This window comes from Shinella sp. Sh6 (assembly GCF_055392685.1).
This window is the reverse complement of sequence record NZ_AP044005.1, coordinates 2307647-2330613: the sequence shown is the minus strand read 5'-3', so window position 1 is coordinate 2330613 and position 22967 is coordinate 2307647. Positions and strand designations below refer to the sequence as shown.

At 66.2% G+C, this 22967-nt stretch carries 23 protein-coding genes; 7 read left to right on the top strand and 16 right to left on the bottom strand.

Going from position 1 to position 22967, the window contains the following annotated elements:
• Window positions 1–31: 31 nt before the first annotated feature.
• Window positions 32–1135, bottom strand: coding sequence for a redox-regulated ATPase YchF (gene ychF / locus ACZ5TO_RS11260; RefSeq protein ID WP_464798144.1), 1104 nt, complete (start codon window positions 1133–1135; stop codon window positions 32–34).
• A 155-nt stretch (window positions 1136–1290) separates the two neighbouring features.
• On the opposite strand from ychF, the gene clpS reads away from it, so the two are divergent.
• Window positions 1291–1602: an ATP-dependent Clp protease adapter ClpS gene (gene clpS, locus ACZ5TO_RS11255; protein ID WP_184143430.1), complete on the top strand. Its 312-nt coding sequence runs from the start codon at window positions 1291–1293 to the stop codon at window positions 1600–1602.
• 233 nt (window positions 1603–1835) lie between these two features.
• The gene (locus ACZ5TO_RS11250) at window positions 1836–2765 is read left to right on the top strand and encodes an IS110 family RNA-guided transposase (protein WP_464798050.1); all 930 of its coding nucleotides are present in this window, start codon (window positions 1836–1838) and stop codon (window positions 2763–2765) included.
• Between the two features lie 143 nt (window positions 2766–2908).
• Here the strand turns inward: ACZ5TO_RS11250 and pth are convergent, their stop codons facing one another.
• The 4 genes from pth to ACZ5TO_RS11230 form a co-directional block, all read right to left on the bottom strand.
• Window positions 2909–3625 (bottom strand): aminoacyl-tRNA hydrolase, encoded by a 717-nt coding sequence (gene pth / locus ACZ5TO_RS11245; protein ID WP_464798143.1) that lies wholly within the window; start codon window positions 3623–3625, stop codon window positions 2909–2911.
• Window positions 3626–3696: 71 nt separating this feature from the next.
• Window positions 3697–4446: a substrate-binding periplasmic protein gene (locus ACZ5TO_RS11240; protein ID WP_184143426.1), complete on the bottom strand. Its 750-nt coding sequence runs from the start codon at window positions 4444–4446 to the stop codon at window positions 3697–3699.
• A gap of 19 nt (window positions 4447–4465) precedes the next feature.
• A complete protein-coding gene (locus tag ACZ5TO_RS11235; RefSeq protein ID WP_464798142.1) occupies window positions 4466–6859 on the bottom strand; it encodes a putative bifunctional diguanylate cyclase/phosphodiesterase in 2394 nt (797 codons plus the stop codon).
• A 227-nt stretch (window positions 6860–7086) separates the two neighbouring features.
• Window positions 7087–7695, bottom strand: coding sequence for a 50S ribosomal protein L25/general stress protein Ctc (locus ACZ5TO_RS11230; RefSeq protein WP_184143422.1), 609 nt, complete (start codon window positions 7693–7695; stop codon window positions 7087–7089).
• A gap of 230 nt (window positions 7696–7925) precedes the next feature.
• Between ACZ5TO_RS11230 and ACZ5TO_RS11225 the strand changes: the two genes are divergently transcribed.
• Window positions 7926–9380 carry a hypothetical protein gene (locus tag ACZ5TO_RS11225; RefSeq protein ID WP_464798141.1) on the top strand — a complete coding sequence of 485 codons (1455 nt, stop codon included), beginning with the start codon at window positions 7926–7928 and terminating at the stop codon, window positions 9378–9380.
• A 3-nt stretch (window positions 9381–9383) separates the two neighbouring features.
• Here ACZ5TO_RS11225 and ACZ5TO_RS11220 read toward each other — a convergent pair whose 3' ends face one another.
• From ACZ5TO_RS11220 to lgt, 8 genes are all read right to left on the bottom strand, one after another.
• Window positions 9384–10568, bottom strand: a complete 1185-nt coding sequence (locus ACZ5TO_RS11220; protein ID WP_464798140.1) for a benzoate/H(+) symporter BenE family transporter — start codon at window positions 10566–10568, stop codon at window positions 9384–9386.
• Window positions 10569–10717: 149 nt separating this feature from the next.
• The gene (locus ACZ5TO_RS11215; protein ID WP_464798139.1) at window positions 10718–11332 is read right to left on the bottom strand and encodes a Kazal-type serine protease inhibitor family protein; all 615 of its coding nucleotides are present in this window, start codon (window positions 11330–11332) and stop codon (window positions 10718–10720) included.
• 136 nt (window positions 11333–11468) lie between these two features.
• Window positions 11469–12401, bottom strand: coding sequence for a ribose-phosphate pyrophosphokinase (locus ACZ5TO_RS11210; RefSeq protein ID WP_464798138.1), 933 nt, complete (start codon window positions 12399–12401; stop codon window positions 11469–11471).
• A gap of 126 nt (window positions 12402–12527) precedes the next feature.
• Complete coding sequence (locus ACZ5TO_RS11205; RefSeq protein WP_464800382.1) at window positions 12528–13319, bottom strand: hypothetical protein; 792 nt, start codon at window positions 13317–13319, stop codon at window positions 12528–12530.
• A gap of 103 nt (window positions 13320–13422) precedes the next feature.
• Entirely contained in the window at window positions 13423–14574 is a 1152-nt protein-coding gene (locus ACZ5TO_RS11200) for a M24 family metallopeptidase (protein ID WP_464798137.1), read from the bottom strand.
• Window positions 14575–14601: 27 nt separating this feature from the next.
• Complete coding sequence (gene pgeF, locus ACZ5TO_RS11195) at window positions 14602–15393, bottom strand: peptidoglycan editing factor PgeF (RefSeq protein ID WP_464798136.1); 792 nt, start codon at window positions 15391–15393, stop codon at window positions 14602–14604.
• Window positions 15394–15492: 99 nt separating this feature from the next.
• Window positions 15493–16593 (bottom strand): class I SAM-dependent methyltransferase, encoded by a 1101-nt coding sequence (locus ACZ5TO_RS11190; RefSeq protein ID WP_464798135.1) that lies wholly within the window; start codon window positions 16591–16593, stop codon window positions 15493–15495.
• Between the two features lie 8 nt (window positions 16594–16601).
• Window positions 16602–17414, bottom strand: a complete 813-nt coding sequence (gene lgt, locus ACZ5TO_RS11185) for a prolipoprotein diacylglyceryl transferase (protein WP_464800381.1) — start codon at window positions 17412–17414, stop codon at window positions 16602–16604.
• A 236-nt stretch (window positions 17415–17650) separates the two neighbouring features.
• On the opposite strand from lgt, the gene ACZ5TO_RS11180 reads away from it, so the two are divergent.
• The 4 genes from ACZ5TO_RS11180 (at window position 17651) to ACZ5TO_RS11165 (ending at window position 20145) form a co-directional block, all read left to right on the top strand.
• Window positions 17651–17908: an accessory factor UbiK family protein gene (locus tag ACZ5TO_RS11180; RefSeq protein WP_184143406.1), complete on the top strand. Its 258-nt coding sequence runs from the start codon at window positions 17651–17653 to the stop codon at window positions 17906–17908.
• Between the two features lie 391 nt (window positions 17909–18299).
• On the top strand, window positions 18300–18800 hold the full coding sequence (locus ACZ5TO_RS11175; RefSeq protein ID WP_184143404.1) for a type III secretion system chaperone family protein: 501 nt from the start codon (window positions 18300–18302) through the stop codon (window positions 18798–18800).
• Window positions 18801–18802: 2 nt separating this feature from the next.
• Complete coding sequence (gene proC / locus ACZ5TO_RS11170) at window positions 18803–19621, top strand: pyrroline-5-carboxylate reductase (protein ID WP_464798134.1); 819 nt, start codon at window positions 18803–18805, stop codon at window positions 19619–19621.
• A gap of 182 nt (window positions 19622–19803) precedes the next feature.
• Window positions 19804–20145 carry a tRNA-binding protein gene (locus ACZ5TO_RS11165; protein WP_464798133.1) on the top strand — a complete coding sequence of 114 codons (342 nt, stop codon included), beginning with the start codon at window positions 19804–19806 and terminating at the stop codon, window positions 20143–20145.
• On the opposite strand, the gene ACZ5TO_RS11160 is transcribed toward ACZ5TO_RS11165, so the two are convergent.
• From ACZ5TO_RS11160 to ACZ5TO_RS11150, 3 genes are all read right to left on the bottom strand, one after another.
• Window positions 20146–21528 (bottom strand): ATP-binding protein, encoded by a 1383-nt coding sequence (locus ACZ5TO_RS11160; RefSeq protein WP_464798132.1) that lies wholly within the window; start codon window positions 21526–21528, stop codon window positions 20146–20148.
• Window positions 21529–21706: 178 nt separating this feature from the next.
• Window positions 21707–22414 carry a response regulator gene (locus ACZ5TO_RS11155; RefSeq protein WP_184143396.1) on the bottom strand — a complete coding sequence of 236 codons (708 nt, stop codon included), beginning with the start codon at window positions 22412–22414 and terminating at the stop codon, window positions 21707–21709.
• A gap of 20 nt (window positions 22415–22434) precedes the next feature.
• Window positions 22435–22911: a MarR family winged helix-turn-helix transcriptional regulator gene (locus ACZ5TO_RS11150; protein WP_464800380.1), complete on the bottom strand. Its 477-nt coding sequence runs from the start codon at window positions 22909–22911 to the stop codon at window positions 22435–22437.
• Between the last annotated feature and the right edge of the window lie 56 nt (window positions 22912–22967).

The window sequence follows — 22967 nt, the reverse complement described above, 5'->3', positions numbered from 1 at the left end:
GCGGCAGCGGGATCGGCAGAGACAAGCGATCTTACGTGTTGAAGCGGAAGTGGATGACGTCGCCGTCCTGCACCACGTATTCCTTGCCTTCGTCGCGGCCCTTGCCGGCTTCCTTGGCGCCGACTTCGCCCTTGTAGGCGATGTAGTCGTCATAGGCGATGGTGAAGGCGCGGATGAAGCCGCGCTCGAAATCCGTATGGATGACGCCGGCGGCCTGCGGGGCCTTGGTGCCGCGCACGATGGTCCAGGCGCGGGTCTCCTTGGGGCCGACGGTGAAATAGGTGATGAGGTCGAGCAGGTGATAGCCGGCGCGGATCAGCCGGTCGAGGCCGGCTTCCTGAAGGCCGAGCGCGGAAAGGAACTCGGCCGCTTCCTCCTCGGGAAGCTGGGCGACCTCCGATTCGATGGCGGCGGAAATGACGACGCATTCGGCGCCCTGTTCCTTCGCCATGGCGGCGACGGCCTCGGTATGGGCATTGCCGGTCACGGCATCCGCTTCCGCGACGTTGCAGACGTAGAGGACCGGGTGCGAGGTCAGGAGGTTGAGGCCCTTGAGGATGTCGATCTCCTCGGGCGCCAGCGTCTTGAGGAGAAGGCGCGCCGGCTTGCCCTCGTTGAGGAGCTTGATGACGGCTTCCATGACCGGAAGCTGCGCCACGGATTCCTTGTCCTTGCCGGTCGCGCGCTTGCGGGTCTGCTCGACGCGGCGCTCCAGGCTCTCGAGGTCGGCGAGCATCAGCTCGGTCTCGATCGTCTCGGCGTCGGCGACGGGGTCGATGCGGCCTTCGACATGGGTGATGTCGGTGTCCTCGAAGCAGCGCAGCACATGCACCACGGCATCGACTTCGCGGATGTTGGCGAGGAACTTGTTGCCGAGGCCTTCACCCTTGGAGGCGCCGCGCACGAGGCCGGCGATGTCGACGAAGGAGATGCGCGTCGGGATGATCTCCTTCGAGCCCGCGACGGTGGCGAGCGCCTTCATGCGCGGGTCCGGCACGGCGACTTCGCCGGTGTTCGGCTCGATGGTGCAGAAGGGATAGTTCGCCGCCTGCGCAGCCGCCGTCTTGGTCAGCGCGTTGAAGAGGGTCGACTTGCCGACATTCGGCAGACCGACGATACCGCATTTGAAGCCCATGGAGGTGGTCCATTCGTCTCAGGAAAATCGTTGCCCTCGCTATGGGGGAAGGACGGGGCAGGGTCAAGGGCCTCGGGGCCGCCGGCCTTGAAGTCGCCCGGCCCCGGGTGCACAATGGAAGGCACACCGCGCGAAGCCGATGCGAGGAGCTTCCCATGAGCAACGGTGACACCGTCCTCACCCCGAAAACGACCGTGAAGCCGAAGCTGGAACGGCCGCGGCTCTACAAGGTCATCCTCGTCAACGACGACTACACGCCGCGCGAATTCGTCGTCCTGGTGCTGAAGGCCGTGTTCGGCATGAGCGAGGAGACGAGCCACCGCGTGATGCTGACCGCGCACAAGATGGGCACCTCGGTGGTGGTCGTCTGCGCGCGCGACATCGCCGAGACCAAGGCGAAGGAGGCGACGGACCTTGCCAAGGAAGCGGGCTTTCCGCTGCTGTTCCAGACGGAGCCGGAGGAGTAGGGCGCAGGGGTGTGGGCGTTCGCCCCTCATCCGCCTGCCGGCACCTTTGTAACTTCCCTTTGCCCGGGATTGGCGTTGTACTGCCGATTGCGGTGGCGGATGAGAGACCGCAGCACCTTTGGGACACCAAGCCCGTGGGAGAGCCTGGGTCTTCATCCGCCGTTCCATCGAACCCGAACAGTCGCCAGGGCCGCTCGCGCATGCGAAGCCCGCTTAGGCAAGGATGGGACAGGATGGACGTGATCGTTGGCATTGATGTTTCGAAGGACCGGCTGGATGTGCATGTTCTTCCGGCCGGTGACAGTTTCCTTGTCGGCAACGACCATGCCGGCGTGGATGGACTGATCACCCGGCTGCGAGAGGCAAAGGCCGATGTCGTGGCGCTGGAAGCGACCGGCGGTTACGAGATGCTTGCGGCTGCGGGCCTGTCATCGGCCGGCCTTGCCGTTGTCGTGGTCAATCCGGCGCAGGTTCGTTCCTATGCCAATGCGCTGGGCAAACGTGCCAAGACCGACCCGATCGACGCGGCGGTGATCGCAGCCTTCGTGGCGGCGACGAAACCGGATATCCGGCCGTTGCGCGATGAGGAGAGTGAAGCCTTCTCGGCCATCGTGTCGCGCCGCCGCCAGATCGTGCAGATGATCACGGCGGAAGAGAACCGGGCACGGATGGCGCAGACGAAGGAGACACAGAAGAGCATCAAGCGCCTGCTTGCCGCGCTCCGGCACGAACTTGCAAGCCTGGACGACGAGCTCGACGGCCGTATTCGCAAGTCGCCCTTGTGGCGGGTGCGCGAGGCGCTTCTGACGTCTGTGCCGGGTGTCGGGCCGACCACCGCCCGCACGCTGATTGCCGAGATGCCCGAACTCGGCACGCTCGATCGGCGCCAGATCGCCTCACTGGCGGGGATCGCGCCGTTCACGCGGCAATCGGGCAAATGGCGAGGCAGGAGCTTCATCGGCGGCGGTCGCGGCAAGGTGCGCGCCGTGCTCTTCATGGCCGCCCTCGTGGCGTCCCGTCACAACCCGGTCCTCAAGGCTTTCCGCGACAGGCTCGTGGCTGCCGGCAAGCCGAAGATCGTCGCCATCGTCGCGACAATGCGAAAACTCCTCACCATCCTCAACGCAATCATCCGCGACGGTAAACCATGGAAAAACGCTTGACCACAAAGACAGTCGCTCTCCCCGCAAGCGGGGAGAAGGGGTATGCCGCCCTCTTTTCCCAAACAAGACTCGTTCGTGGGGCATGTCCCCTCTCCCCGCTTGCGGGGAGAGGGTTAGGGTGAGGGGCAATCGTCACCCGCAAGCTATTCGTCTTTCCCGCCAAGCAGCTTCTTCAGCATCTCGGCCATCGGGCCGCTTGCGGGCAGGATCTTCGGCTGGGCGTGGTTGCGGGCGGGGCGGATGTGGGACTGGGCGGCGGGCTTCTTCGCCGGTGCTGCCTCGGCTTCCGGCTTGCCGCCGGTAGCAAGCGCCAGCTTGTTCATGAGCTGCGAATCCTCGCCGCGCACCAGCATGGCGGCGTTGAGGGCGAGTTCGTCGAGCAGCGGGTCGAGCCAGGTATGGTCGACTTTCGCAAAATCGCCGAGCACATGGTGGGTGACGAGTTCCTTCACGCCCGGATGGCCGATGCCGAGGCGCAGGCGCCGGTAGTCCCTGCCGCAATGGGCATCGAGCGACTTGATGCCGTTGTGCCCGCCATGGCCGCCGCCGACCTTGATGCGCGCCTTGCCGGGGGCAAGGTCGAGCTCGTCGTAGATGGCGACGATGTCCTTCGGCGCGAGCTTGTAGAAGCGCATGGCCTCGCCGACCGCTTCGCCCGAGAGGTTCATGAAGGTCTGCGGCTTGACGAGCAGCACCTTCTCGCCGGCAAGCTCGCCCTCGGAAATCTCCGCCTTGAACTTCTTCGACCAGGGCGAGAACGGGTTCTTGCGGTGGATGGCGTCGAGCGCCATGAAACCGATATTGTGGCGGTTGCCCGCATATTTTGCGCCCGGATTGCCGAGCCCGGCGATGATCAGCATGGATTGCTCCGCCCTGGGAATGTCTTTCCCCTTCACCAGCGCGAATGCGGGCGGAAGTCAACCGTCCGCGGTCATTTCCCGGCGTCGTTTTCCGCCGTGCGCGCGTTCGGCGGCAGGCCGTAGGCGGTGAAGATGCGGTCCTGCTCGCCGTTGAGGATGAGTTTGTCGAGCTCGGCCTGCAGGCGCTCGACGATGGCGTGCGGCATGTCCTTCTGGCAGGCGATGCCGTAGACCTGCCCGGCCATCATCATCGCCTTTTCCACCGGCAGGCCGTCCTTGACCATCTTGCGGTAGGTCTTGATGGAGGTCGGCATCAGGTCGATGCGGCCGGAAAGAAGCTTCCTCACCGTCAGGTCGATGTCGGTCGCAAGGTCGATGTTCTTGAAGCCCATCAGCGACAGGGCCTCGACGGCGAAGTCGTCGCGCTGCGAGCCCACCTTGAGCTCCATCGCCTCGGCGAGCGTCAGCCCGTCGCGCCCGTCGTCCTTGCGCTTGAGGAGGACCATCTGGTCCTTCAGCAGCGGATTGATCCAGACGAAGCGGCCGGCGCGCTCGCGGTTGTAGCCCGTGGTGAAGACGCAGTGCATCGGCTGCTTCTCCGCCAGCGCGAAGGCGCGCGCCCAGGGCATGATCTCCAGCGTGTAGTCGATGCCGGCGGCCTTCGCCATCGCCTCGACCTGCTCGACGGCGATGCCGGTGATCCGGCCGTCCTTCGAATAGTTGAAGGGGGCGTATTCCTCGGTGACGAAATGGACGGTCTCGGCGCGCGGTGCGGAAAAGGCGGCAAGGGACAGGCAGAGCGTCAAAAGCAGCGTCTTCATCTTCCCGTCCCCTTCCGTTTCAGGACGCCGCGGCCCGGCGCCCGGGGCTGTCCGGCATGGCGAATTGGTCCAACTTTTCCAGAAGCGCGTCAAGCGGCAGGGGCCTGCTGAGGAGATAGCCCTGGCCGAACTCGATATGCATGTTCTGGAGGATGTTCCATTGCTCCTCCGTCTCGATGCCCTCCGCGACCACGGCGCAGCCCATCTGGTGCGAGATGGTGCGGATGCCTTCCACCAGCATGCGGCTCTTGCGGCGCACGTCCGGCTGCTCGGAGGAGAGCGAGCGGGTGAAGGACTGGTCCACCTTGACGATATCGACCGGGAAGCGGTTGAGGTAGCTCAGCGAGGAATAGCCGGTGCCGAAATCGTCGAGCGCGATGCGGCAGCCGAGGTCGGAGAGCGCGTCGAGCACTTCCCGCACCACGGGATTGTCGAGCATCAGCACGGCCTCGGTGATCTCGACGACGATGCGCGAGGGCGTAATGCCGTTTTCGAGCAGCTGGGCGGCAAGGCGTGCGGGCAGGGTCGCCTCGAACTGCAGGGGCGAGAAGTTCACCGCCAGATAGGTCTCGTTCATTCCTTCCAGGCGCGAGATGGCGGCAAGGCTTGCAAGCGCCTTCGACAGGATGCGCTCGCCGATGCGGCCGATGGAGCCGTTCTCCTCGGCGACGCCGACGATCTCGGCCGGCGGCAGGATGCCGCGCTCGGGGTGGGAAAGGCGCATCAGCGCCTCGAAGCCCGACACGCGCCCGTCGGCGAGGCCGACGATCGGCTGGAGGTGGACGGTGAACCAGTCCTCGCGCAGGCCCTGGTCGATGAACTGCTCGATCTCCAGGCGCCGGCGGGCGATGTCGACCATGTTGTTGTCGAAGACCTGCACGCCGTTCTTGCCGCCGCGCTTGCGCGCATACATGGCCATGTCGGATTTCTGGATGAGGCAGGCGGCCGTGCCGGCATGGTCGGGATAGACCGCGACGCCGATGCTGGCGCTGACATGCAGCTCCGCGCCGTTGACGAAGAGGGCGGGCTTGAGGCTCGCGACAAGCCGGTCGCTGACGTCGAGGGCGAGCTGTCGGGCATTCGGCGCGCTGAGCAGGATGGCGAACTCGTCGCCGCCGAGCCGGGCGATTACGTCGTCGGTGCGAAGCTGGCGGCGCAGGCGCATCGCCACCTGGCACAGCACGTCGTCGCCGCTGGCATGGCCGAGATTGTCGTTGATCCACTTGAAGCGGTCGAGGTCGACGAAGAGGCAGGCGAGCTGGTGGCCGCGCCGGTCGGCCTCCACGATCAGCTCGTCGAGGACGGATTCGAAGCCCTGCCGGTTGAAGAGGCCCGTCAGGTGGTCGGTGATCGCCTGGCGGTGGTTGCGGTTCTCCGCTTCCTTGAGGTCCGTCACGTCCGTCATGACCGAGAGCGAGAGCGGCTGCCGGCCGCTGCTCCCCGCCATGCCGGTCTCCAGGATCAGCACGTCGATGAGGCCGTCGTCGGCGCAGCGGAAGCGGAGCGTCACCTCGACGATGCCGTCTTCCTGTCCGCTTGCCGCATGGCGGCTGCGATAGGTCTCGCGGCAGCCCTCGTCGACGAAATCGGTGAAGTCCCGGCCGATCACCCGGCTGCGCTCGTAGCCGGTCGCCTTCAGCCAGTAGTCGCTGACGGCGGTGATGCGGTTCTCCGCGTCGATGGAGAACAGCATGGCCGGCGTGAGGTTGTAGATGTCGGTGGCGCGGGCATGCGCGCGTTTCAGCTCGTTCTCCTCGCGCTCCAGCTTGCTCTGCATCTCGTTGAAGTTGTGGGCGAGCGCGCCCATCTCGTCGTTCGAGGTCCAGTCGACGTGGTGGCGCGAGCCGAGCCGGCGGGTCGCCTCGATCGCCGCGGTCAGGCGCATCAGCGGCCGGATGATGGTGATGCGGTTGCCGATGAGCGCGGCGATGAAGAGCGTCGCCACGGCGAAGAAGAAGATGGCGAAGATCGTCATCTCGTCCTTGGAGAAGCGCGAGAAGATGCCCTGCTTCTTCAGCCAGATCTCCGCGGTGCCCACCTTCTGGAGGCCGTCGCTCGTGCGGTGGAAGATATCGGTGGTGACGATGGAGCGGGCTTCGTCCGGATCGGGCGGCGTGTCGGGCTGGCGGATGTCGATGACGTCCGACGTGTCCTGCACCCGCACGAAGCCGATGTCGGCATCGGCCTGCAGCGTGGTGACGATCTGGTCGATGCTCTCCTTGTCGAAATCCCACAGCGGCTTGCCGAGCGCCTGGACATTGGCTTTCAGCAGAACGTCGGTGTTTTCCAGCCGCTCGCGGGCCACGCGGTCGGAGGACAGGATGAGGAAGAGCACGAACAACGGCGCGACGAAGACGAGCAGGGCGCCGATGACGATGGCGATGAAGCGGCTTTCCACCGAATGCACTTTCATGCCGGTTGCCCTTCTGCCTGCATGCAAAGCCTGCCCATGACGCCCCTCTTGGCTTTCGTCATTTCAAGCGCACAGCCTTTCACCAAAGTCTTAAATGTTGCTGAAATACCGATCCGGAAAAGTGTTGGTGATTCAAGCCTCCCGCAACGGTAGTGGCGGACGGCGGGCAAAGAAAAACCCCGCATCCGGGGAGGCGGGGTTTTCCGGGAACTGCGCTGCGAGGAGGATTATTCCTCGGTCGCTTCCGCTTCTTCTTCCTTCACGCCGGCAGCCGGAACGGCGATCGTGGCGATCGTGAAGTCACGGTCGGCGATGACCGGGCTCGTGCCCTTCGGCAGCTTGACGTGCGAGATGTGGACGCCGTCGCCGACCTTGAGGCCTGCGAGGTCAGCCGTGATGAATTCCGGGATGTCGCCGGCAAGGGCGTGCAGCTCGACAGCGTGGCGAACGACGTTCAGGACGCCGCCGGCCTTGATGCCCGGGGACTTCTCTTCGTTGACGAAGTGAACCGGAACTTCGACCACGACGTGGGTGTTGCCCGAAACGCGCAGGAAGTCGACATGCATCGTGAAGTCGCGGACCGGATCCAGCTGGTAGTCCTTCGGCAGGACGCGGATCTTCTCGCCGTTGACGTCGATCGTGGCGACGGTCGTCTTGAAGCCGCCGGCATGGATGCGCTGGGTCACTTCCTTGGTGGAGATGGCGATGGCGAGGGGGGCCTGCTTGTCGCCGTAAATGACTGCGGGAATAAGACCGTTGCGGCGAAGTTCACGGGAGGACCCCTTACCAACCCGTTCGCGCGTTTCGGCCTTGAGTTCGTAGGTATCGTGGCTCATGGCTTTTTCTTTCGTCTGTTACTGGAGCGTTCTTCACGGATCGGCATTCGCCGGCCGCGCAAAACGTGAGGATTTTGGAAAGCCTCATCCGCGGTGCCTCCAAGGGTGTCTACGCGGACGGGGGCTCGATAACCGAGAACGCCCCAAAATGCAAGGCCCGCGGCCGGATTGACACGGCGGCCCTGCGATTGGATGCTCGTATGCTTCGGTTCGGCAATGGAGGCCATAGAATGAGACGACAGATCCTGATGGCCTCGGCCGCCCTTGCCCTTCTTTCCGCAAGCCCGGCCTTCTCCCAGCAGGTCACGCCGTCCGAGGCCGAAAGCCTCCAGCAGAAGCTCACCCGCTACCTGCCGAAGGAGATGGTCGATGCCGGCCTCGTGACGGTGCGGGCGGCGACCTCCTTCTACGAATTGCGCTTCGATCCGGCCATCCTTCTCGACAAGGCGAAGGCGGGGCCGTTGACGATCGACGGCCTGAAGCCGATGACGACCTATCTGAGGCCGATGCCGGAGGGCACCTACCATGTCGAGGCGAACGACAGTTTCGACATCAAGGGCACGGTCGATGCCGCGCCCGGGAAGAACACGTTCTCCTATGTCATCGATTCGATGAAGCTCGACGGGATCTACGATCCGGAAATCCTCTACTTCACCTCCGCCGACTGGGCGGCGCGCAGGCTCACCTTCACCAGCACCTCGCCGCAGGAGAGCGTCACGGCGAGCTTCGGCGAGACGGCCATGCGCGTTGCGGCCGAGAAGAAGGCCGAAGGCCTGCTCGACGTGACGAGCACGGGCATGATGAAGGCCTTTGCCGAGACGGTCACCGGCGGGCAGGGTGGCCGGGTCGATATCGGCGCCGACACCGTCGATATCGACGTAAGCATGGACGGCGCGCGCTACAAGGTGGTGCAGGACCTCACCTTCTTCGTGCTCGACCACCTGAAGGCCGAGCGGCTGGAGGCGGCCGATGCCGAGCGGCTGAAGGGATTGCTGCGTGACGCCCTGCCGGTCTTCGACAACCTGACGGAGAATATCCGCGCCTCGAACGTCACGGTCGGCACGGAGAAGGGCACCTTCGGCGCCGACGCCATCACCTACGATATCGCCATGAACGGCATTGCCCATTCCACCCGCCTCGGCTTCGGCGTCGGCGTGGAGAAGCCGAAGCCGCCGGCCGGCATCCTGCCCGCCGCCTTCGCGGAGGCGGTGCCGGAGCGGGCCTCCTTCAAGGTCGCCGTCACCGATCTCGACCTTGCCGGCGCCGTCGACTACTTCGTCGACCATGCGGATTTCACCAGGGCGCAGCCGCTGACCGACGAACAGAGCCGGGAGATCGGCCGGATCGTCCTGCCGGATGGAAAGATGACGGTGGAATTCGAGGACGTCTCCGCCGTCTCGCCGATCTACGACGTGCATCTTACCGGCAAGATGCTGGTCTATCCCGACGACAAGGACCGCCACAGCGCCGCGGTGACGATCACCATGCGCGACTTCGACAAGACGGTCGCCTATCTCCAGAAGAACGCCGCCACCGTGCCGGAATTCGGGCAGGCGTCCTTCGTGCTCCTGATGATGAAGGGGCTGGCGCGCGATGGCGGCGGCGGCGCGCAGGTCTGGGACGTGGCGGTCGGCGAGGACGGCAAGGTGCTGATCAACGGCCAGCCGCTGCCCTTCCAGCAATAGCTTTCAGGCGCGGCGCCTGACCGTGAAGCGGGCGAGCGCCAGCATCAGCCCGCCGGCGACGAGCCCCCAGAACGCGCCGGAAATGCCGGCGAGCGACACGCCCGAGGCGGTGACGAGGAAGGTCACCGCCGCCGCCTCGCGGCTTTCCGGCTCGCGGAAGGCATTGAGCGCGGAGGCGGCGAAGGCGCTGATCAGCGCAAGGCCTGCCACCGCCTCGATGAGGATCGGCGGGGCGAGGCTGACGAAGGCCGTGACGGCGCCGGCGGCAAGGCCGAAGATCACGTAGAAGATGCCCGCATTGATCGCCGCCCAGTAGCGCTTGGCGGGATCGGGATGAGCGTCGGAACCGGCGCACATGGCGGCGGTGATGGCCGCAAGGTTGACGGCGTGGCCGCCGAAGGGCGCGGAGAACAGCGAGAAGAGGCCGGTCGTGGCGAACAGCGGGCCGGGATTGGGCGTATAGTCGTTGACCTTCAGCACGGCGATGCCGGGAATGTTCTGCGAGGCCATGGTGACGATGAAGAGCGGCAGCGCGATGCCGACGAGGCCGGCCACGGTGAAGGCGGGCGCCACGAATTCGGGCCTCGGTAGCAGGGAATCCGCAAGGCCGGCGAGCGCGCTCGCCGGAATGTCGACGCCGAAGGCGAGCACGCCGATGAAGGCGAGGAGCGCCGCCGGCACCGCATAGAGCCGGTTGATGCTGCCGACGAGCGCCCAGGCGAGCACGATGGGAAGGCCCAGCCTCGGGTCGAAGGCGACGGCCTTGACCGGCGCGAAGCACAGGCCGATCAGCACGCCGGAGAGCATGGCGTTGGCGAGCGTCGCCGGGATGGCGGCGACCATGCGGCCGAGCGGCTTCCACAGGCCCGCGACGACGATCAGCGCCGCGCAGACGAGGAACCCGCCCACCGCCGTCGCAAAGCCGCCTTCCACCGCGCCGGAGCTTGCCAGCAGCGCCGCGCCCGGCGTCGACCAGGCGATGGAGACGGGCAAGCGCGTGACCGTGCTGAGGACGATGGCGCAGATGCCCATCGAGACGGAAAGGGCCATCAGGCCGGAGGCGGCCTGCGCCTCGCTCGCCCCGACGCCGGTGAGGCCGTGCAGCACGACGGCGAAGGAGCTGGCAAAACCGACAAAGGCGGTGAGCAGGCCCATGAAAAGGGCTTGGGCGGAAAAATCACGAAGCATGGCAGGATCGATACTGGAAAGGGATGCGCAGTCGTAACAGGCCGCATCGGGCTTGGGAACAGGGTTTTCCCGTTTCATCGCGGCGGGCGGCCAAAGAAAAACCCCGCCGTGTGCGCGGCGGGGTTTCGCTTCAGGCCGTGTATCGCCCGTCAGCCGCGGCATTCGCCGGGGCTGACGACCCGGTAACCCTCGGCATCCGCCGAGCAGGCATTGCCGAACGTCCGGATATCGCGGCCGCGCTGGCCGCAGACAGGCCGGTATTCCATCGTGCAGACCTTCTGGCCGCCGCGGTCGCGGTCACGGTCGCGCCAATCCGGGCGGTCGCGGTCGCCGTCCGGCCGGCGTGCCTGGCATTCGCCGTTGCCGATGACGTCGTAGCCGCTCTTGCGCGCTTCGCAGGCATTGGCGAACGTCTGCCGGTCGCGGCCGTTCGCGCCGCAGACCGGCGCATATTCCCGCGTGCAGGCGCGGCCTTCCCCCGGATAGGGATCCGGCCGTCCGCCGCCGCGGCATTCGCCGCGCCCGACGACCCGGTAGCCGCTCGAACGCGCCTCGCAGGCATTGGCGAAGGTCTGCTGGTCATGGCCGCGCGCGCCGCACACGGGAAGATATTCCATCGTGCAGGCTTGCGGGCGCGGACGCGGGCGATAGCCGCCGCCCCCTTCGTCGACCTCGACCGAGCAGGCCGCCAGCGCGGCGCCGGCGGCAAGGAGGATGGCGATGCGTCCCGCCATCCGGCATAGGAAGGGCGATATCGAAATCATGGGGCTCTCCTGATCAAACCGCGTCGACCCTAGCGTAAAAACAAAGACCCCGATATCGGGGCGCGGGCAAAAAGCAGGGGATGGCGGAGGGAGAGCCTGCGCGGCCGGAAGGCATGCGCAGGCCCGAAAGGGTGGCTCAGTCGAAGAGGCTGGAGACCGATTCTTCCGCGCTGGTGCGGTTGATCGCCTCGCCGAGCAGGTTGGCGGTCGTGATGACGCGGATATTGTGCGCCGACTGGACGGCCGTGGTCGGCTGGATCGAGTCGGTGATCACCAGCTCCTTGAGCTTGGAGGAGGTGACGCGCGCCACGGCGCCGCCCGAGAGCACGCCGTGCGTGATATAGGCGGTGACGCTGGTCGCGCCGTTTTTCAGAAGGGCCTCGGCCGCGTTGCACAGCGTGCCGCCCGAATCGACGATGTCGTCGATCAGCAGACAGTCCTTGCCGGTGACGTCGCCGATGACGTTCATGACCTCGGATTCGCCGGCGCGCTCGCGGCGCTTGTCGACGATCGCCAGCTGGCAGTCGAGACGCTTGGCGAGCGCACGGGCGCGCACCACGCCGCCGACGTCCGGCGACACGACCATGACGTTCTTGAGGCCGTAGTTCTCCTTCACGTCACGCGCGAGGATCGGTATGGCGTAGAGGTTGTCGGTCGGGATGTCGAAGAAGCCCTGGATCTGGCCGGCATGCAGGTCCAGCGTCAGCACGCGGTCGGCGCCGGCCTCGGTGATGAGGTTGGCGACGAGCTTGGCCGAGATCGGCGTGCGCGGGCCGGGCTTCCGGTCCTGGCGGGCATAGCCGAAATAGGGAAGCACGGCCGTGATGCGGCGCGCCGAGGAGCGGCGGATCGCATCGATCATGATCAGGAGTTCCATCAGGTGGTCGTTGGTCGGGAACGACGTCGACTGGACGACGAAGACGTCCTCGCCGCGCACGTTCTCCTGGATTTCAACGAAGATTTCCTGGTCTGCGAAGCGTCTGACCGTGGCACGGCCGAGCGGGACATTCAGATAATTGCAGATCGCTTCGGCGAGTAGCCGGTTCGAATTGCCCGCGAAAACCTTCATCTATGGTCCGCCTGTGATTATGCTGATAGGGGGGCGTTTAAGCGGCTCAATCCGCGAATGCAAGGGCTTTGCCGGTTCGAAAAAGCGATTCTTCGCATTTCCCCGCGATTTACCGTTTCCCCTTCGCTAACCGGGCAGCGAACCGCGCCAGTCGAGATATTGGCGGATGGTCTTGCGGGCGATGCCCTCCATCGTTCCGGCCGGCACGGCCGCCCATGGATCGGCCGCCGTTCCGGACACGGTCTCCTGGCCCTGGATGCGGTGCAGGCGCGCGCCGCTGCCGTCGAGCACGTCCCAGACATAGACGACGGTGGTCTTGCCGCTATCGTTCATGGCCGAGAAATAGCCTTTCAGGATATATTTCGTGGAGGTGTCCGAGGCGCTGCGGATCGTCAGCCCGCTCGAGCGGGCTTCCGCGCCGAGCCGCCTGGAGAGCGGCGTGACGGCCTCAACCGGCGCGCCGATGATCGGCAGGAAGCGGATCGTCTCGCCGCCCGTGGCGGAGGCGCGCGGCAGCGCGGCGACGTCCGACGTGCCTTCGGAGGCTTCCTCGGCGGCCAGCGAGCGCCGGGTCGCGGTGCTCGCCATTTCGGTGTCGGTATTTGCCGCCGCCCGGTTGCGCGCGAGCGCATCGGCCTGGCCCTGCAGCGTGCCCGCCGTGTCGCGGCCCGTCGAGCCGCCGGCGCCGTCGAGGCCGGACATATCGGCAAAGGCGGTCTGCTGGGCGGTCGCCACCGGCATGGTGGTGACCGGGCTCGTCTCGGCGCTCATCTGGTCGAGATCGCCCTGCGTGACCGGCGGCGAGTTGAAACTGTTGCTGCCGACATCGACGCGCGGAATCAGCGCATCCGTGCTGTTGCAGCCGGCGAGTGTGGCGATGAGGCCGACCAGCGCCAGCCGCTTCATCAGCGTGTGCATCGTCATCGTCCCGTGTCCTCAGGGAGGCATTTTCGCCTCCTCCGTTCCCCGCAACGATTTATGGGTGCCCGGCCGGCCCCTGTCAATTACAGGGTGTTGCGGGTCAGGCCTCGATGAAATCCAGCCCGTAGCGCGAGAGCGGGCGGGGCGTATCGGTGGTGGTGAGGTAGGTCTGGCCGAGCGTCATGGCGGTGTTGCTGTCGGAATCGAGCAGGATCGTGTGGACGAAGAGCGCCATGTTCGGCTCGATCTCCTGCGGATTGCCCATCAGGAACATCTGCGGGTCCATCCAGGACGGGGCAAAGCGCGCGCCGACGGAATAGCCGCAGGTGTTGAGCCGGTGGCGGGCAAGGCCGCGCTCGTCGACGATGCGGGCGAAGGTCTCGAAGACGGTGCCGAAGGTATTGCCGGGGCGCAGCACCATCTCCATCGCCTGCATGGCCTCGCGGCAGGCGCTGTAGAGCTCGCGGTGGCGGTTGCTCGCCTCACCGATGATGGCGGTGCGCATCATCGGCGCGTGGTAGCGTGCGCAGACGCCGGACCATTCGAGGGTGAGCTGGTCGTTCGCATCGAGCCGCCGCCGGCCGGATTTCGAGCGGCAGAGCAGGGCGTCCGCCCCCGAGCCGATGACGAATTCGTTGGCCGCGTAGTCGCCGCCGCCGGCAAGCACGGCATTCTGCAGCGCGGCGAGGATCGCCGCCTCGTCGCCGCCGGGCACGATCAGCGGCAGGGCGGCGTCGAGCGCGTCGTCGGAGAGCGCGGCGGCGCGCTCGACATAGGCGATCTCCGCCGGGCTCTTGATGAGGCGCAGGCGGCTGACGAGGGCGGAGGCGTCGACGATCTCGCCGAAGCTCTGCAACTGGTTGTCGAGGAGGCGCGCATTGCGGCCGGTGAGGCCGTGCGTGTCGTATTCGACGCCGATGCGGCAGCCGAGGAGGTCGAGGTCGGAGAGAAGGTTTTTGAGGTCCATGGTCGGGTCCGCGTTGACGCGGTCGATCCAGATCTCGATCTTCTCGATAGTGGAGGTGCGCCGGGCCTGGCGCAGGTCCGCCGAGCGCGTGAGCAGCACCATCTCGCCGTTCGCCTTGACCACCAGCGTCTGGAAGAAGCAGTAGCCGAAGGTGTCGTAGCCGGTCAGCCAGTACATGCTCTCCTGCGAGAAGAGCAGCATGGCGTCGATCTTCTCCTCCCGCATCCGGGAGGTCAGGCGCTGGAGCCGGTTGGCATATTCCTCGCTGTCGAAGTGAAAGGCCATGGGTGTCTCCCTCGTCTTTTCGGGCATTCAGCCCCTTATCATGATCGCCGAAATCTGGCGGCCGTAGTCGGGTTCCTGCCGGTGCACGGTGCGCCGGTAGGAGAAGAAGCGGTCCTCGTCCGGATAGGTGCAGATGTCGAGGTTCTCGGCCGTCACCCCGGCATCCGCAAGGCGCTGCGTCGTCAGGCTCGGCAGGTCGAACATGGCATGGCCGGGCTTGTCGGATAGCGTGAAATAGCGCCCGTAGTCCTTGTCGACCGACAGGAATCGCTCCACGAATTCCGGGCCGACCTCGTAATTGTGCCGGCCGATGGAGGGGCCGAGGCTGGCGAGGATGTTTTCCCTTTTTGCGCCGAGCCGTTCCATGGCGGCGATGGTGCTTTCCAGCACGCCGTAGAGCGCGCCCTTCCAGCCGGCATGGGCGGCGCCCGCGACGCGGGCCTCGGGGTCGCAGAAGAGGATCGGGCCGCAATCGGCAGAAAGAACGCCGAGCACCATGCCGGGCGTGACGCTTACCATGGCATCGGCCTGGGGGCGTGCGCCGTCGTAGTTCTCGTCGACCAGCACGACGTCCGGCGAATGGACCTGATGGACGGTCGCGAGCCGGTCCGGCGTGACGGAGAACCAGCGGGCGACCCGGGCGCGGTTCTCCTCGACCCTTTCGCGCTCGTCCTTCGAGCCGAGGCCGACATTGAGCCCGCGGTAGATGCCTTCCGAGACGCCGCCCGCGCGGGTGAAGAAGCCGTGGCGCGCCGCATGGCCGGCGCGCTCCGCCAGAAGCGGGCTTTCGATCGGGGAGGGGAGCGCCTGGTCGGTCATGGTCTCTCGGCTGGCTTGGAACGGGCCGCCGGGCAAGGATGTCGCCGGGGCATGCGGGGTGCAAATCGGGCCGGATGTTGTCCGGCCTTTTCGGGCGTGTCAATCCGGCTGGCGGAAGGGAAAGAGCGCAAGCGGCGCGCTGCCGACGGCCAAGACCTTGAAAAGATCGCCCATTTTGCCCGCGCCGGAACCGGCGAGCCGGTCGATGTCGGCAAGGATGGCGGCCTGCGTCGCCTCGTCGCGGTGGCGCCCGAGCGCGGAGGCCCGCTCGCCGATGCCGAGGCCGACAAGGAAATCGCCCTGGTGCAGCATGCCGTGGACATGGAGCCCGGCGGCGGCGGCCGCGCCGGCAAGGCGCTCGAAATCGACATGGCTCGTCAGGTCCGCTTCGCCCGGATGGGCGAGCGGCGGGTCGAAGTCGTGTTTCAGCACCGCCTGGAGCGTATCGCCGAAGCCGGTGACGAAATGGCCGTAGTCGATGATCACCGCCGTGCCGCCGAAGCGGGCGATGCGCTCGCCGATCGTCGCCATGACCGCCTCGCGGGCCGGGGCGATCTCGAAGATCGTGCCGTTCGCCACGGCCTTGTGGTTTTCCGGCAGGAGCGCCGGGTCGATGCCGGCGACGCCCGCGGCGAAAGTCAGCTCGTCATCCGCATCGAGGCCGACCATGCGCTCGCGGAAGCCGGAGGCGGTCTTGACGAACTGGCGGATGGGAATGGCGTCGAAGAGCTCGTTTGCGGCGAGCAGCACGAAGCCGTCCGGCAGTTCCTCGAAACTGTCGTGCCAGGCGACGCGGGAGGCGTGGGTGCCGAGCGTCTCGTGCTGGACGGCGCGCAGCTTCGGGCTCGTCTCGACGAGGTGGAAGGTCGCGCTCTCGTAGAGCTGCGGAGCCAGCTTCGATATGACGCGCAGCATGTCGGCCATCATCGTGCCGCGGCCGGGGCCGATCTCGGCGATGCGCACCTCCGCCGGCCCGCCGTGCTTCTGCCAGGCGTGGACGAGGAAGACGCCGAGCATCTCGCCGAAGAGCTGGCTGACCTCCGGGGCGGTGACGAAGTCGCCGGCCGTGCCGAAGGGATCGCGCGTGCGGTAATAGCCGTAATCGGGGTCGGCGAGGCACAGGGCGAAATAGTCGGTGAGGCTAATGGGGCCGTTGGTGCGGATCAGCGCCTTGATCTTGCGGGCGAGGGGCGTCGGCATGGGCGGGCTCAGGCGTTCTTCGGCGCAGCCGCACGGGCGCGGACGATCGCCCAGACGCCGACGGCGAGCATCGGCAGCGACAGGAGCATGCCCATCGTCAGCCAGCCGCCGTAGAGATAGCCGAGCTGCGCGTCCGGCTCGCGGAAGAACTCCACCGTGATGCGCGACAGCGCATAGCCGCAGACGAAGAGGCCGGTGACGAGGCCGGGACGCTTCAGCGCGCCGAAGCGCCAGATGGCGAGCGCCAGCACCGCCAGAAGCACGATGCCTTCGAGGCCGGCTTCATAGAGCTGGCTCGGATGGCGGGCGAAGGGGCCGGCCTGCGGGAAGACCACCGCCCAGGGCGCATCGGAAAGGCGGCCCCACAGCTCGCCGTTCACGAAATTGGCGATGCGGCCGAAGAAGAGGCCGATCGGCACGACGGCGGCGACGATGTCGAACAGGCTCCAGACGGGGATGCGGTGGCGCCGCGCGAAGAGCAGCATGGCGAGCGTCGTGCCGGCGAAGCCGCCGTGGAAGGACATACCGCCGTTCCAGATCTGGATCGCGCGGAGCGGCTCGGCCGCGACGTTCGGGAAATCGTAGAAGAGGATATAGCCGATGCGCCCGCCGAGGATGATGCCGACGGCGGCCCAGACGAGGAAATCGTCGAGCTGCACGCGGCTCATCGGCGCTTCGCCCGCCCATAGCCGCGGCGTCTCGATCAGGCGCCGGGCATAGAACCAGCCGAGCATGATGCCGACGACATAGGCGATGCCGTACCAGTGGACGTCGACGGGCCCGACCGAGAAGGCGATCGGGTCGATCTCGGGATAGGGCATGATGGCGAAAAGCTGGGCGATGTTCGTCAAGATCGGGATATTCCTTTTTCGCGCGGAAGATGGCGATGGCTTACGGCAGGGTCAAGGCGATAAATCGCCGAGCGCCGATGTGCCCGCCCGCAAGCGGGAACGATCCACCGGAATCCGCTTGCAAGCGGGGCTGCAAGACCCTACCTCAGGTTCAGGACGCGGGCGAAAGGCCCGAAAGAGGCATCCAGACCCCAGGAGGGCAGACCATGACCACCGGCGCGAACCGCATTCTCGACGACTTCGCCAAGCTGATGACCGATGCCGCCGGCGCCGCCCAGGGCGTGCGCAAGGAGGCTGAGACCATGTTCCGCGCGCAGGCCGAGCGCTTCTTCAACGGCATGGACCTCGTCAAGCGCGAGGAATTCGAGGCGGTGCGCGAAATGGCGATCAAGGCGCGCGACGAGAACGAGGCGCTTTTGAAGCGCATCGAGGCGCTGGAAGCGCGCCTTGCCGGCAAGGATTGAGCCGTTCCGGCACGCCTTTGCCCCGACAGGACTCGGTTGGCGTGATTCACATCGCGCCAACCGTTTTTTTTAATAAAATTTTTACCCCTGTGGACACTTCCGAAAAGCCCTTTGCGCAGAGTCTCTTAAGCGTCCGACCTGAATCTTTTTGCAAAGCGCTTTCCACAACCGGCCGGGGAAAACACCGGGGCGGGGGCTGGCGTCGTGACTCCGCCGTTATACACTGATTTTAAATGATGATTCGAGACGGGCAGCGCAAGGTTCGGGCAGGGTAAGTCGTCCAGATTGCGCCAAGTGCCGAGCAATCATTCAGTGTTGTATCCGGAGTATGGTTTGCCGCGTCGCGTGTGTGAGCGCGACGGCGCATGCCTTCCGGCCTTGAAGGTGATGCATGAGCCTTATGGAATTGGATATCGGGCGTCAGTCCAACCCGGTCGACATGATCGAGTTCGTCGCGGCCAATAACGACTGGGCGTTCGAGCGCGCGGGCGAAGACGAGATCGCGATGACCGTCGAGGGCAAGTGGACGGACTACCACGTCTCCTTCTCCTGGATGGAAGAGTTCGAGGCGCTGCACCTTGCCTGCGCCTTCGACATCAAGGTCCCCGAAAGCCGCGTCAACGAGGTGCACAGCCTGCTCTCGCATGTGAACGGCCAGGTGCTCATGGGGCATTTCGACCTCTGGCGCCGCGAGGACGTCGTGATCTTCCGCCAGTCGCTGCTGCTGGCAGGCGGGGCGGAGCCGACGAACCGGCAGGTCGAGGTGCTGCTTTCGAGCGCGCTGGAAACCTGCGAAGCCTATTTCCAGGCGTTCCAGTTCGTCGTCTGGTCCGGCATGGATGCGCAAGCCGCGGTCGACGCGGTGCTGTTCGAAACGGTCGGAGAGGCGTAAGCATGGCGGCTGCTGGTTCGGGTCCCATCGTCCTCATCGGTGCCGGGAACATGGGCGGCGCGATGCTCGCCGGTTGGCTGAAGAACGGCATTTCCGGCTCCTCCGTCCTCGTCATCGATCCCGGCCCGTCGCCGGCCATGGCCGAGCTGATCTCCGGCAACGGCGCGCGCCACGAGACGGCGGCGCCGGAAGGCCTCAAGGCCGGCGTCCTCTTCCTCGCGGTCAAGCCGCAGGTGATGGACCAGATCCTGCCGCCGCTGAAGGGGCTCGTCGGGCCGGAGACGGTGGTCGTCTCGGTCGCCGCCGGCAAGACCGTCGCCAATCTCGAAAGCCATCTCGGTCCGGCCGCCGTCGTGCGCGCCATGCCGAACACGCCGGCCATGATCGGCCGCGGCGTCACGGGCGCTTTCGCCAACGAACGCGTTTCCGAAGGGCAGCGCGATTTCGTGCATTCCCTGCTCAAGGTGAGCGGCCCGGTCGAATGGGTCGCGACCGAAGGGGACATCGACGCCGTCACGGCGGTCTCGGGCAGCGGCCCGGCTTATGTCTTTTATCTCGTCGAGTGCATGGCAGAGGCAGGACGCAAAGCGGGCCTGCCGGCGGACCTCGCCATGCGACTCGCACGGGAAACCGTCGCGGGGGCTGGTGAACTGCTTCACCAGTCCCCCGACGCCGCCAGCCGGCTGCGCCAGAACGTGACCTCGCCCGGCGGCACCACCGCCGCTGCGCTTTCCGTGCTGATGGCCGAGGACGGCATGCAGCCGCTCTTCGACAAGGCCATCGCGGCTGCGCGCAAGCGCGCCGAGGAACTGGCGGGCTGATCCTTTTCAGCTCTGGGCTTGTCTGCCCCTCACCCTAACCCTCTCCCCGCAAGCGGGGAGAGGGGACGTGCCTTACGAGTCGCATTGGTAGAGGAAACCGAAGCGGCATATCTCCTTCGCCCCGCTTGCGGGGAGAAGGTGCCGGCAGGCGGATGAGGGGCTTCGATACGGAGACCGTTTTCATGACCGACACCATCACCTATGCCGATTTCGAGCGGGTCGACATCCGCGTCGGCACCATCGTCGAGGCGCTGCCCTTTCCCGAGGCGCGCAAGCCCGCCTACAGGTTGCTGATCGATTTCGGCCCGGAGATCGGCACGAAGAAATCCTCCGCGCAGATCACCGTGCACTATACGCTGGAGGAGCTTGTCGGCCGGCAGGTGCTGGCGGTGGTCAACTTCCCGCCGCGGCAGATCGGCCCGGTGCGCTCGGAAGTGCTGACGCTCGGCTTCGAGGACGAGACGGGCGCGATCATCCTGGCCGGCGTCGGCCAGACCGTGCCGAACGGCAGGAAGATGTGCTGATCAGGCCGGCACGCGGATCGTCGCGCGCAGGCCCCCCATCGGACTATCGGAAAGCGTGACGTCGCCGCCGTGGCTGCGGGCGATGTCGAGGGCAATGGCAAGGCCGAGACCGGTGCCGGAGGCGTCGAGGTTGCGCGCCTCGTCGAGCCGGAAGAAGGGCTTGAAGACGTCCTCGCGCGCCTTTTCCGGAATGCCGGGGCCGTCGTCGTCGATGGTGATCGTCAGCCACTTGGCGCGGTGGCGCGCCTCCACCCGCACGGTCTTCGCATAGCGCAGCGCATTGGAAACGAGGTTGCCGACGAGGCGGCGGAAGGCATTCGGACGCACCAGAACCGCATCCTCGCCGTCGATCCCGTAGGAGAAGACGCGCTCGTGCAGCTCGGCCTCCATCGCCAGCCGGTCGAAGAGGTCGGAAAGGCGCACTTCGCCGACGTCTTCCTCGGCATCCCCGCGCGCGAAGGACAGATAGCCCTCAAGCATGGTCTGCATGTCTTCGACATCCTTGTTGAGGCCCTGCAGGTCGGGATTGTTGCCGGCGAGCGCGAGCTGCAGCTTGAAGCGGGTGAGAATGGTGCGCAGATCATGGCTGACGCCGGTGAGCATCGCCGTGCGCTGCTCCATCTGCCGCTCGATGCGCTCGCGCATCAGGATGAAGGCAAGGCCGGCGCGACGGACCTCGTCGGCGCCGCGCGGCGCGAAGTTGTCCGGCATCTTCTGGCCCTTGCCGAAGCTCTCGGCCGCCTGCGCCAGCGTGAGGATCGGGCGGATCTGGCCGCGCAGGAACAGGATCGAGATGCCGATCAGCACCAGCGACGCGCCGACCATCCACAGGATGAAGATATGGGTGTTCGAGGCATAGGCCTGGTTGCGGCGGGCGTAGACGCGCAGGATCTTGTTGTCGAGCAGGATGCGGATCTCGACGAGATTGCTTTCGCCCACCGTGTCGATCCAGAACGGGCGGCGGATCTGGCGGACGATCTCTTCGCTCAGGATCTCGTCGAGGATGTTGAAGAAGGGCTTGCTGCGCGGCGGCGGCAGGTCCTTGCCCGGCTCGATGGAGATGATGAGCTCCAGCCGCTCGCGGGCGATGCGGGTGATCTCGGTGTAGTTGGCGTCCTGCGGGTAGGTCTCGATGAGGTCGATGATGGCGGCGATGTCGCGCGTGACGGCCATGGACAGGCGCTGCGTGACGAGTTGCCAGTGCCGCTCCATGAAGACGAAAGCCACCACCGCCTGCAGCAGCACCATCGGCAGGATGATGATGAGCAGCGAGCGCGCATAGAGCCCCGTCGGCATCTGGTGGCGCAGCCAGCGGGTGAACCGTTTCCAGCCGGCCCGCGGCGCACGCTCGATGTCGCGGCGGAAGGTGGAGAAGAGGCTCATCGGCGGGGCTCCGGTATGATGTGCGGAGGCTTACCCCCCTCTGCCCTGCCGGGCATCTCCCCCACAAGGGGGGAGATCGGCTTGGGGCAAGGCGGTGCCACGATCAATCTCCCCCCTTGTGGGGGAGATGCCCGGCAGGGCAGAGGGGGGTGTCCCCGCATGCCGCCCCGCTCCACGCTCACCCCTGTTCCACGCTGAGGCGATAGCCGATGCCGCGCACCGTCTGCAGCCAGACGGGATTGGAGGGGTCGTCCTCGATCTTGCGGCGCAGGCGGTTGATCTGCACGTCGATGGTGCGCTCGCCGACCTCCGTCTCCTCGCCGATCAGCTCGTGGCGCGGAATGGTCTCGCCGGCGCGCTGGGCGAAGAGCAGCATGATGTCCTGCTCGCGGTCGGTGAGGCGGATCGGCTCGGCGCCGCGCTTCAGCTCCTTGCGCACGATGGAGAAGGTATAGGGGCCGAACATGACCTGCTCGATCTTCGGGGCGGCGGGCGAGGCGTTGCGCTTGAGGATGTTGTTGATGCGCAGCACCAGTTCGCGCGGCTCGAAAGGCTTGGAGAGATAGTCGTCGGCGCCGGCCTCCAGGCCCTCGATGCGGGCTTTGGATTCGGCGAGCGCCGTCAGCATGAGGATGGGCACGGGGCGGATCTCGCGCAGGCTCTTCGTCAGCGACAGGCCGCTTTCGCCGGGCATCATCACGTCCATGATGATGAGGTCGAAATCGAGGCCGCGCAGCTTGCGCCGGGCCTCGTCGGCGTCGCCCGCGACGGTCACGCGAAAACCCTGGTCCTTCAGGTAGCGGTTCAGGAGATCGCGGATGCGGGTGTCGTCGTCGACGACGAGGAGATGGGATGCGTCGTCGTTGGGCGTGCCGGCAGCGGTCATCGTCTCGGCCTCCTCGAACCTTACTCGCTCTTGGCGTTCTGCATGCCGCTCAGGAAGCGGACCACCGCCCGGCGGTCGTCCCCATCCATGTCCTCGAATGCACGGGCGATGCGGCGGGATTGCGGCTCTGCGAGCGCAAGCGCCAGTTCCCGTCCCGTGCGCGTGGGATAGAGCTTGCGCTGGCGGCGGTCCTCGGGGCCGGCCACCTGCTGGATATAGCCGGAATCGATGAGCTGCTTCAAGACGCGGGCGAGGCTCTGCTTGGTGATCTTCAGCGTGTCGAGGAGGTCGGCGACCGTCATGCCGGGCTCGCGGTTGACGAAGTGCACGACCCGGTGGTGCGCGCGGCCGAAGCCGCTCTTTTCCAGGATCGCGTCGGGATCGGAAATGAAGTCGCGATAGGCGAAGAACAGGCCTTCGATGATCTCGAAATCGATGCGGCCGTCGCCCGTCATGGCATCTTCGTGCAACTCGCCCATGCCGTTCTTGTCCGGCATCTGTCGGGCCACGTTGTCATTTCCTTTCATGCGCTGCCGTCCCCGCGTGCTTTTTC

Bases quoted from the DNA above. Each gene is read 5' to 3' on its own strand.
- ychF (WP_464798144.1), bottom strand. From the start codon at position 1,135: ATGGGCTTCAAATGCGGTATCGTCGGTCTGCCGAATGTCGGCAAGTCG.
- clpS (WP_184143430.1), top strand. From the start codon at position 1,291: ATGAGCAACGGTGACACCGTCCTCACCCCGAAAACGACCGTGAAGCCG.
- ACZ5TO_RS11250 (WP_464798050.1), top strand. From the start codon at position 1,836: ATGGACGTGATCGTTGGCATTGATGTTTCGAAGGACCGGCTGGATGTG.
- pth (WP_464798143.1), bottom strand. From the start codon at position 3,625: ATGCTGATCATCGCCGGGCTCGGCAATCCGGGCGCAAAATATGCGGGC.
- ACZ5TO_RS11240 (WP_184143426.1), bottom strand. From the start codon at position 4,446: ATGAAGACGCTGCTTTTGACGCTCTGCCTGTCCCTTGCCGCCTTTTCC.
- ACZ5TO_RS11235 (WP_464798142.1), bottom strand. From the start codon at position 6,859: ATGAAAGTGCATTCGGTGGAAAGCCGCTTCATCGCCATCGTCATCGGC.
- ACZ5TO_RS11230 (WP_184143422.1), bottom strand. From the start codon at position 7,695: ATGAGCCACGATACCTACGAACTCAAGGCCGAAACGCGCGAACGGGTT.
- ACZ5TO_RS11225 (WP_464798141.1), top strand. From the start codon at position 7,926: ATGAGACGACAGATCCTGATGGCCTCGGCCGCCCTTGCCCTTCTTTCC.
- ACZ5TO_RS11220 (WP_464798140.1), bottom strand. From the start codon at position 10,568: ATGCTTCGTGATTTTTCCGCCCAAGCCCTTTTCATGGGCCTGCTCACC.
- ACZ5TO_RS11215 (WP_464798139.1), bottom strand. From the start codon at position 11,332: ATGATTTCGATATCGCCCTTCCTATGCCGGATGGCGGGACGCATCGCC.
- ACZ5TO_RS11210 (WP_464798138.1), bottom strand. From the start codon at position 12,401: ATGAAGGTTTTCGCGGGCAATTCGAACCGGCTACTCGCCGAAGCGATC.
- ACZ5TO_RS11205 (WP_464800382.1), bottom strand. From the start codon at position 13,319: ATGCACACGCTGATGAAGCGGCTGGCGCTGGTCGGCCTCATCGCCACA.
- ACZ5TO_RS11200 (WP_464798137.1), bottom strand. From the start codon at position 14,574: ATGGCCTTTCACTTCGACAGCGAGGAATATGCCAACCGGCTCCAGCGC.
- pgeF (WP_464798136.1), bottom strand. From the start codon at position 15,393: ATGACCGACCAGGCGCTCCCCTCCCCGATCGAAAGCCCGCTTCTGGCG.
- ACZ5TO_RS11190 (WP_464798135.1), bottom strand. From the start codon at position 16,593: ATGCCGACGCCCCTCGCCCGCAAGATCAAGGCGCTGATCCGCACCAAC.
- lgt (WP_464800381.1), bottom strand. From the start codon at position 17,414: ATGCCCTATCCCGAGATCGACCCGATCGCCTTCTCGGTCGGGCCCGTC.
- ACZ5TO_RS11180 (WP_184143406.1), top strand. From the start codon at position 17,651: ATGACCACCGGCGCGAACCGCATTCTCGACGACTTCGCCAAGCTGATG.
- ACZ5TO_RS11175 (WP_184143404.1), top strand. From the start codon at position 18,300: ATGAGCCTTATGGAATTGGATATCGGGCGTCAGTCCAACCCGGTCGAC.
- proC (WP_464798134.1), top strand. From the start codon at position 18,803: ATGGCGGCTGCTGGTTCGGGTCCCATCGTCCTCATCGGTGCCGGGAAC.
- ACZ5TO_RS11165 (WP_464798133.1), top strand. From the start codon at position 19,804: ATGACCGACACCATCACCTATGCCGATTTCGAGCGGGTCGACATCCGC.
- ACZ5TO_RS11160 (WP_464798132.1), bottom strand. From the start codon at position 21,528: ATGAGCCTCTTCTCCACCTTCCGCCGCGACATCGAGCGTGCGCCGCGG.
- ACZ5TO_RS11155 (WP_184143396.1), bottom strand. From the start codon at position 22,414: ATGACCGCTGCCGGCACGCCCAACGACGACGCATCCCATCTCCTCGTC.
- ACZ5TO_RS11150 (WP_464800380.1), bottom strand. From the start codon at position 22,911: ATGCCGGACAAGAACGGCATGGGCGAGTTGCACGAAGATGCCATGACG.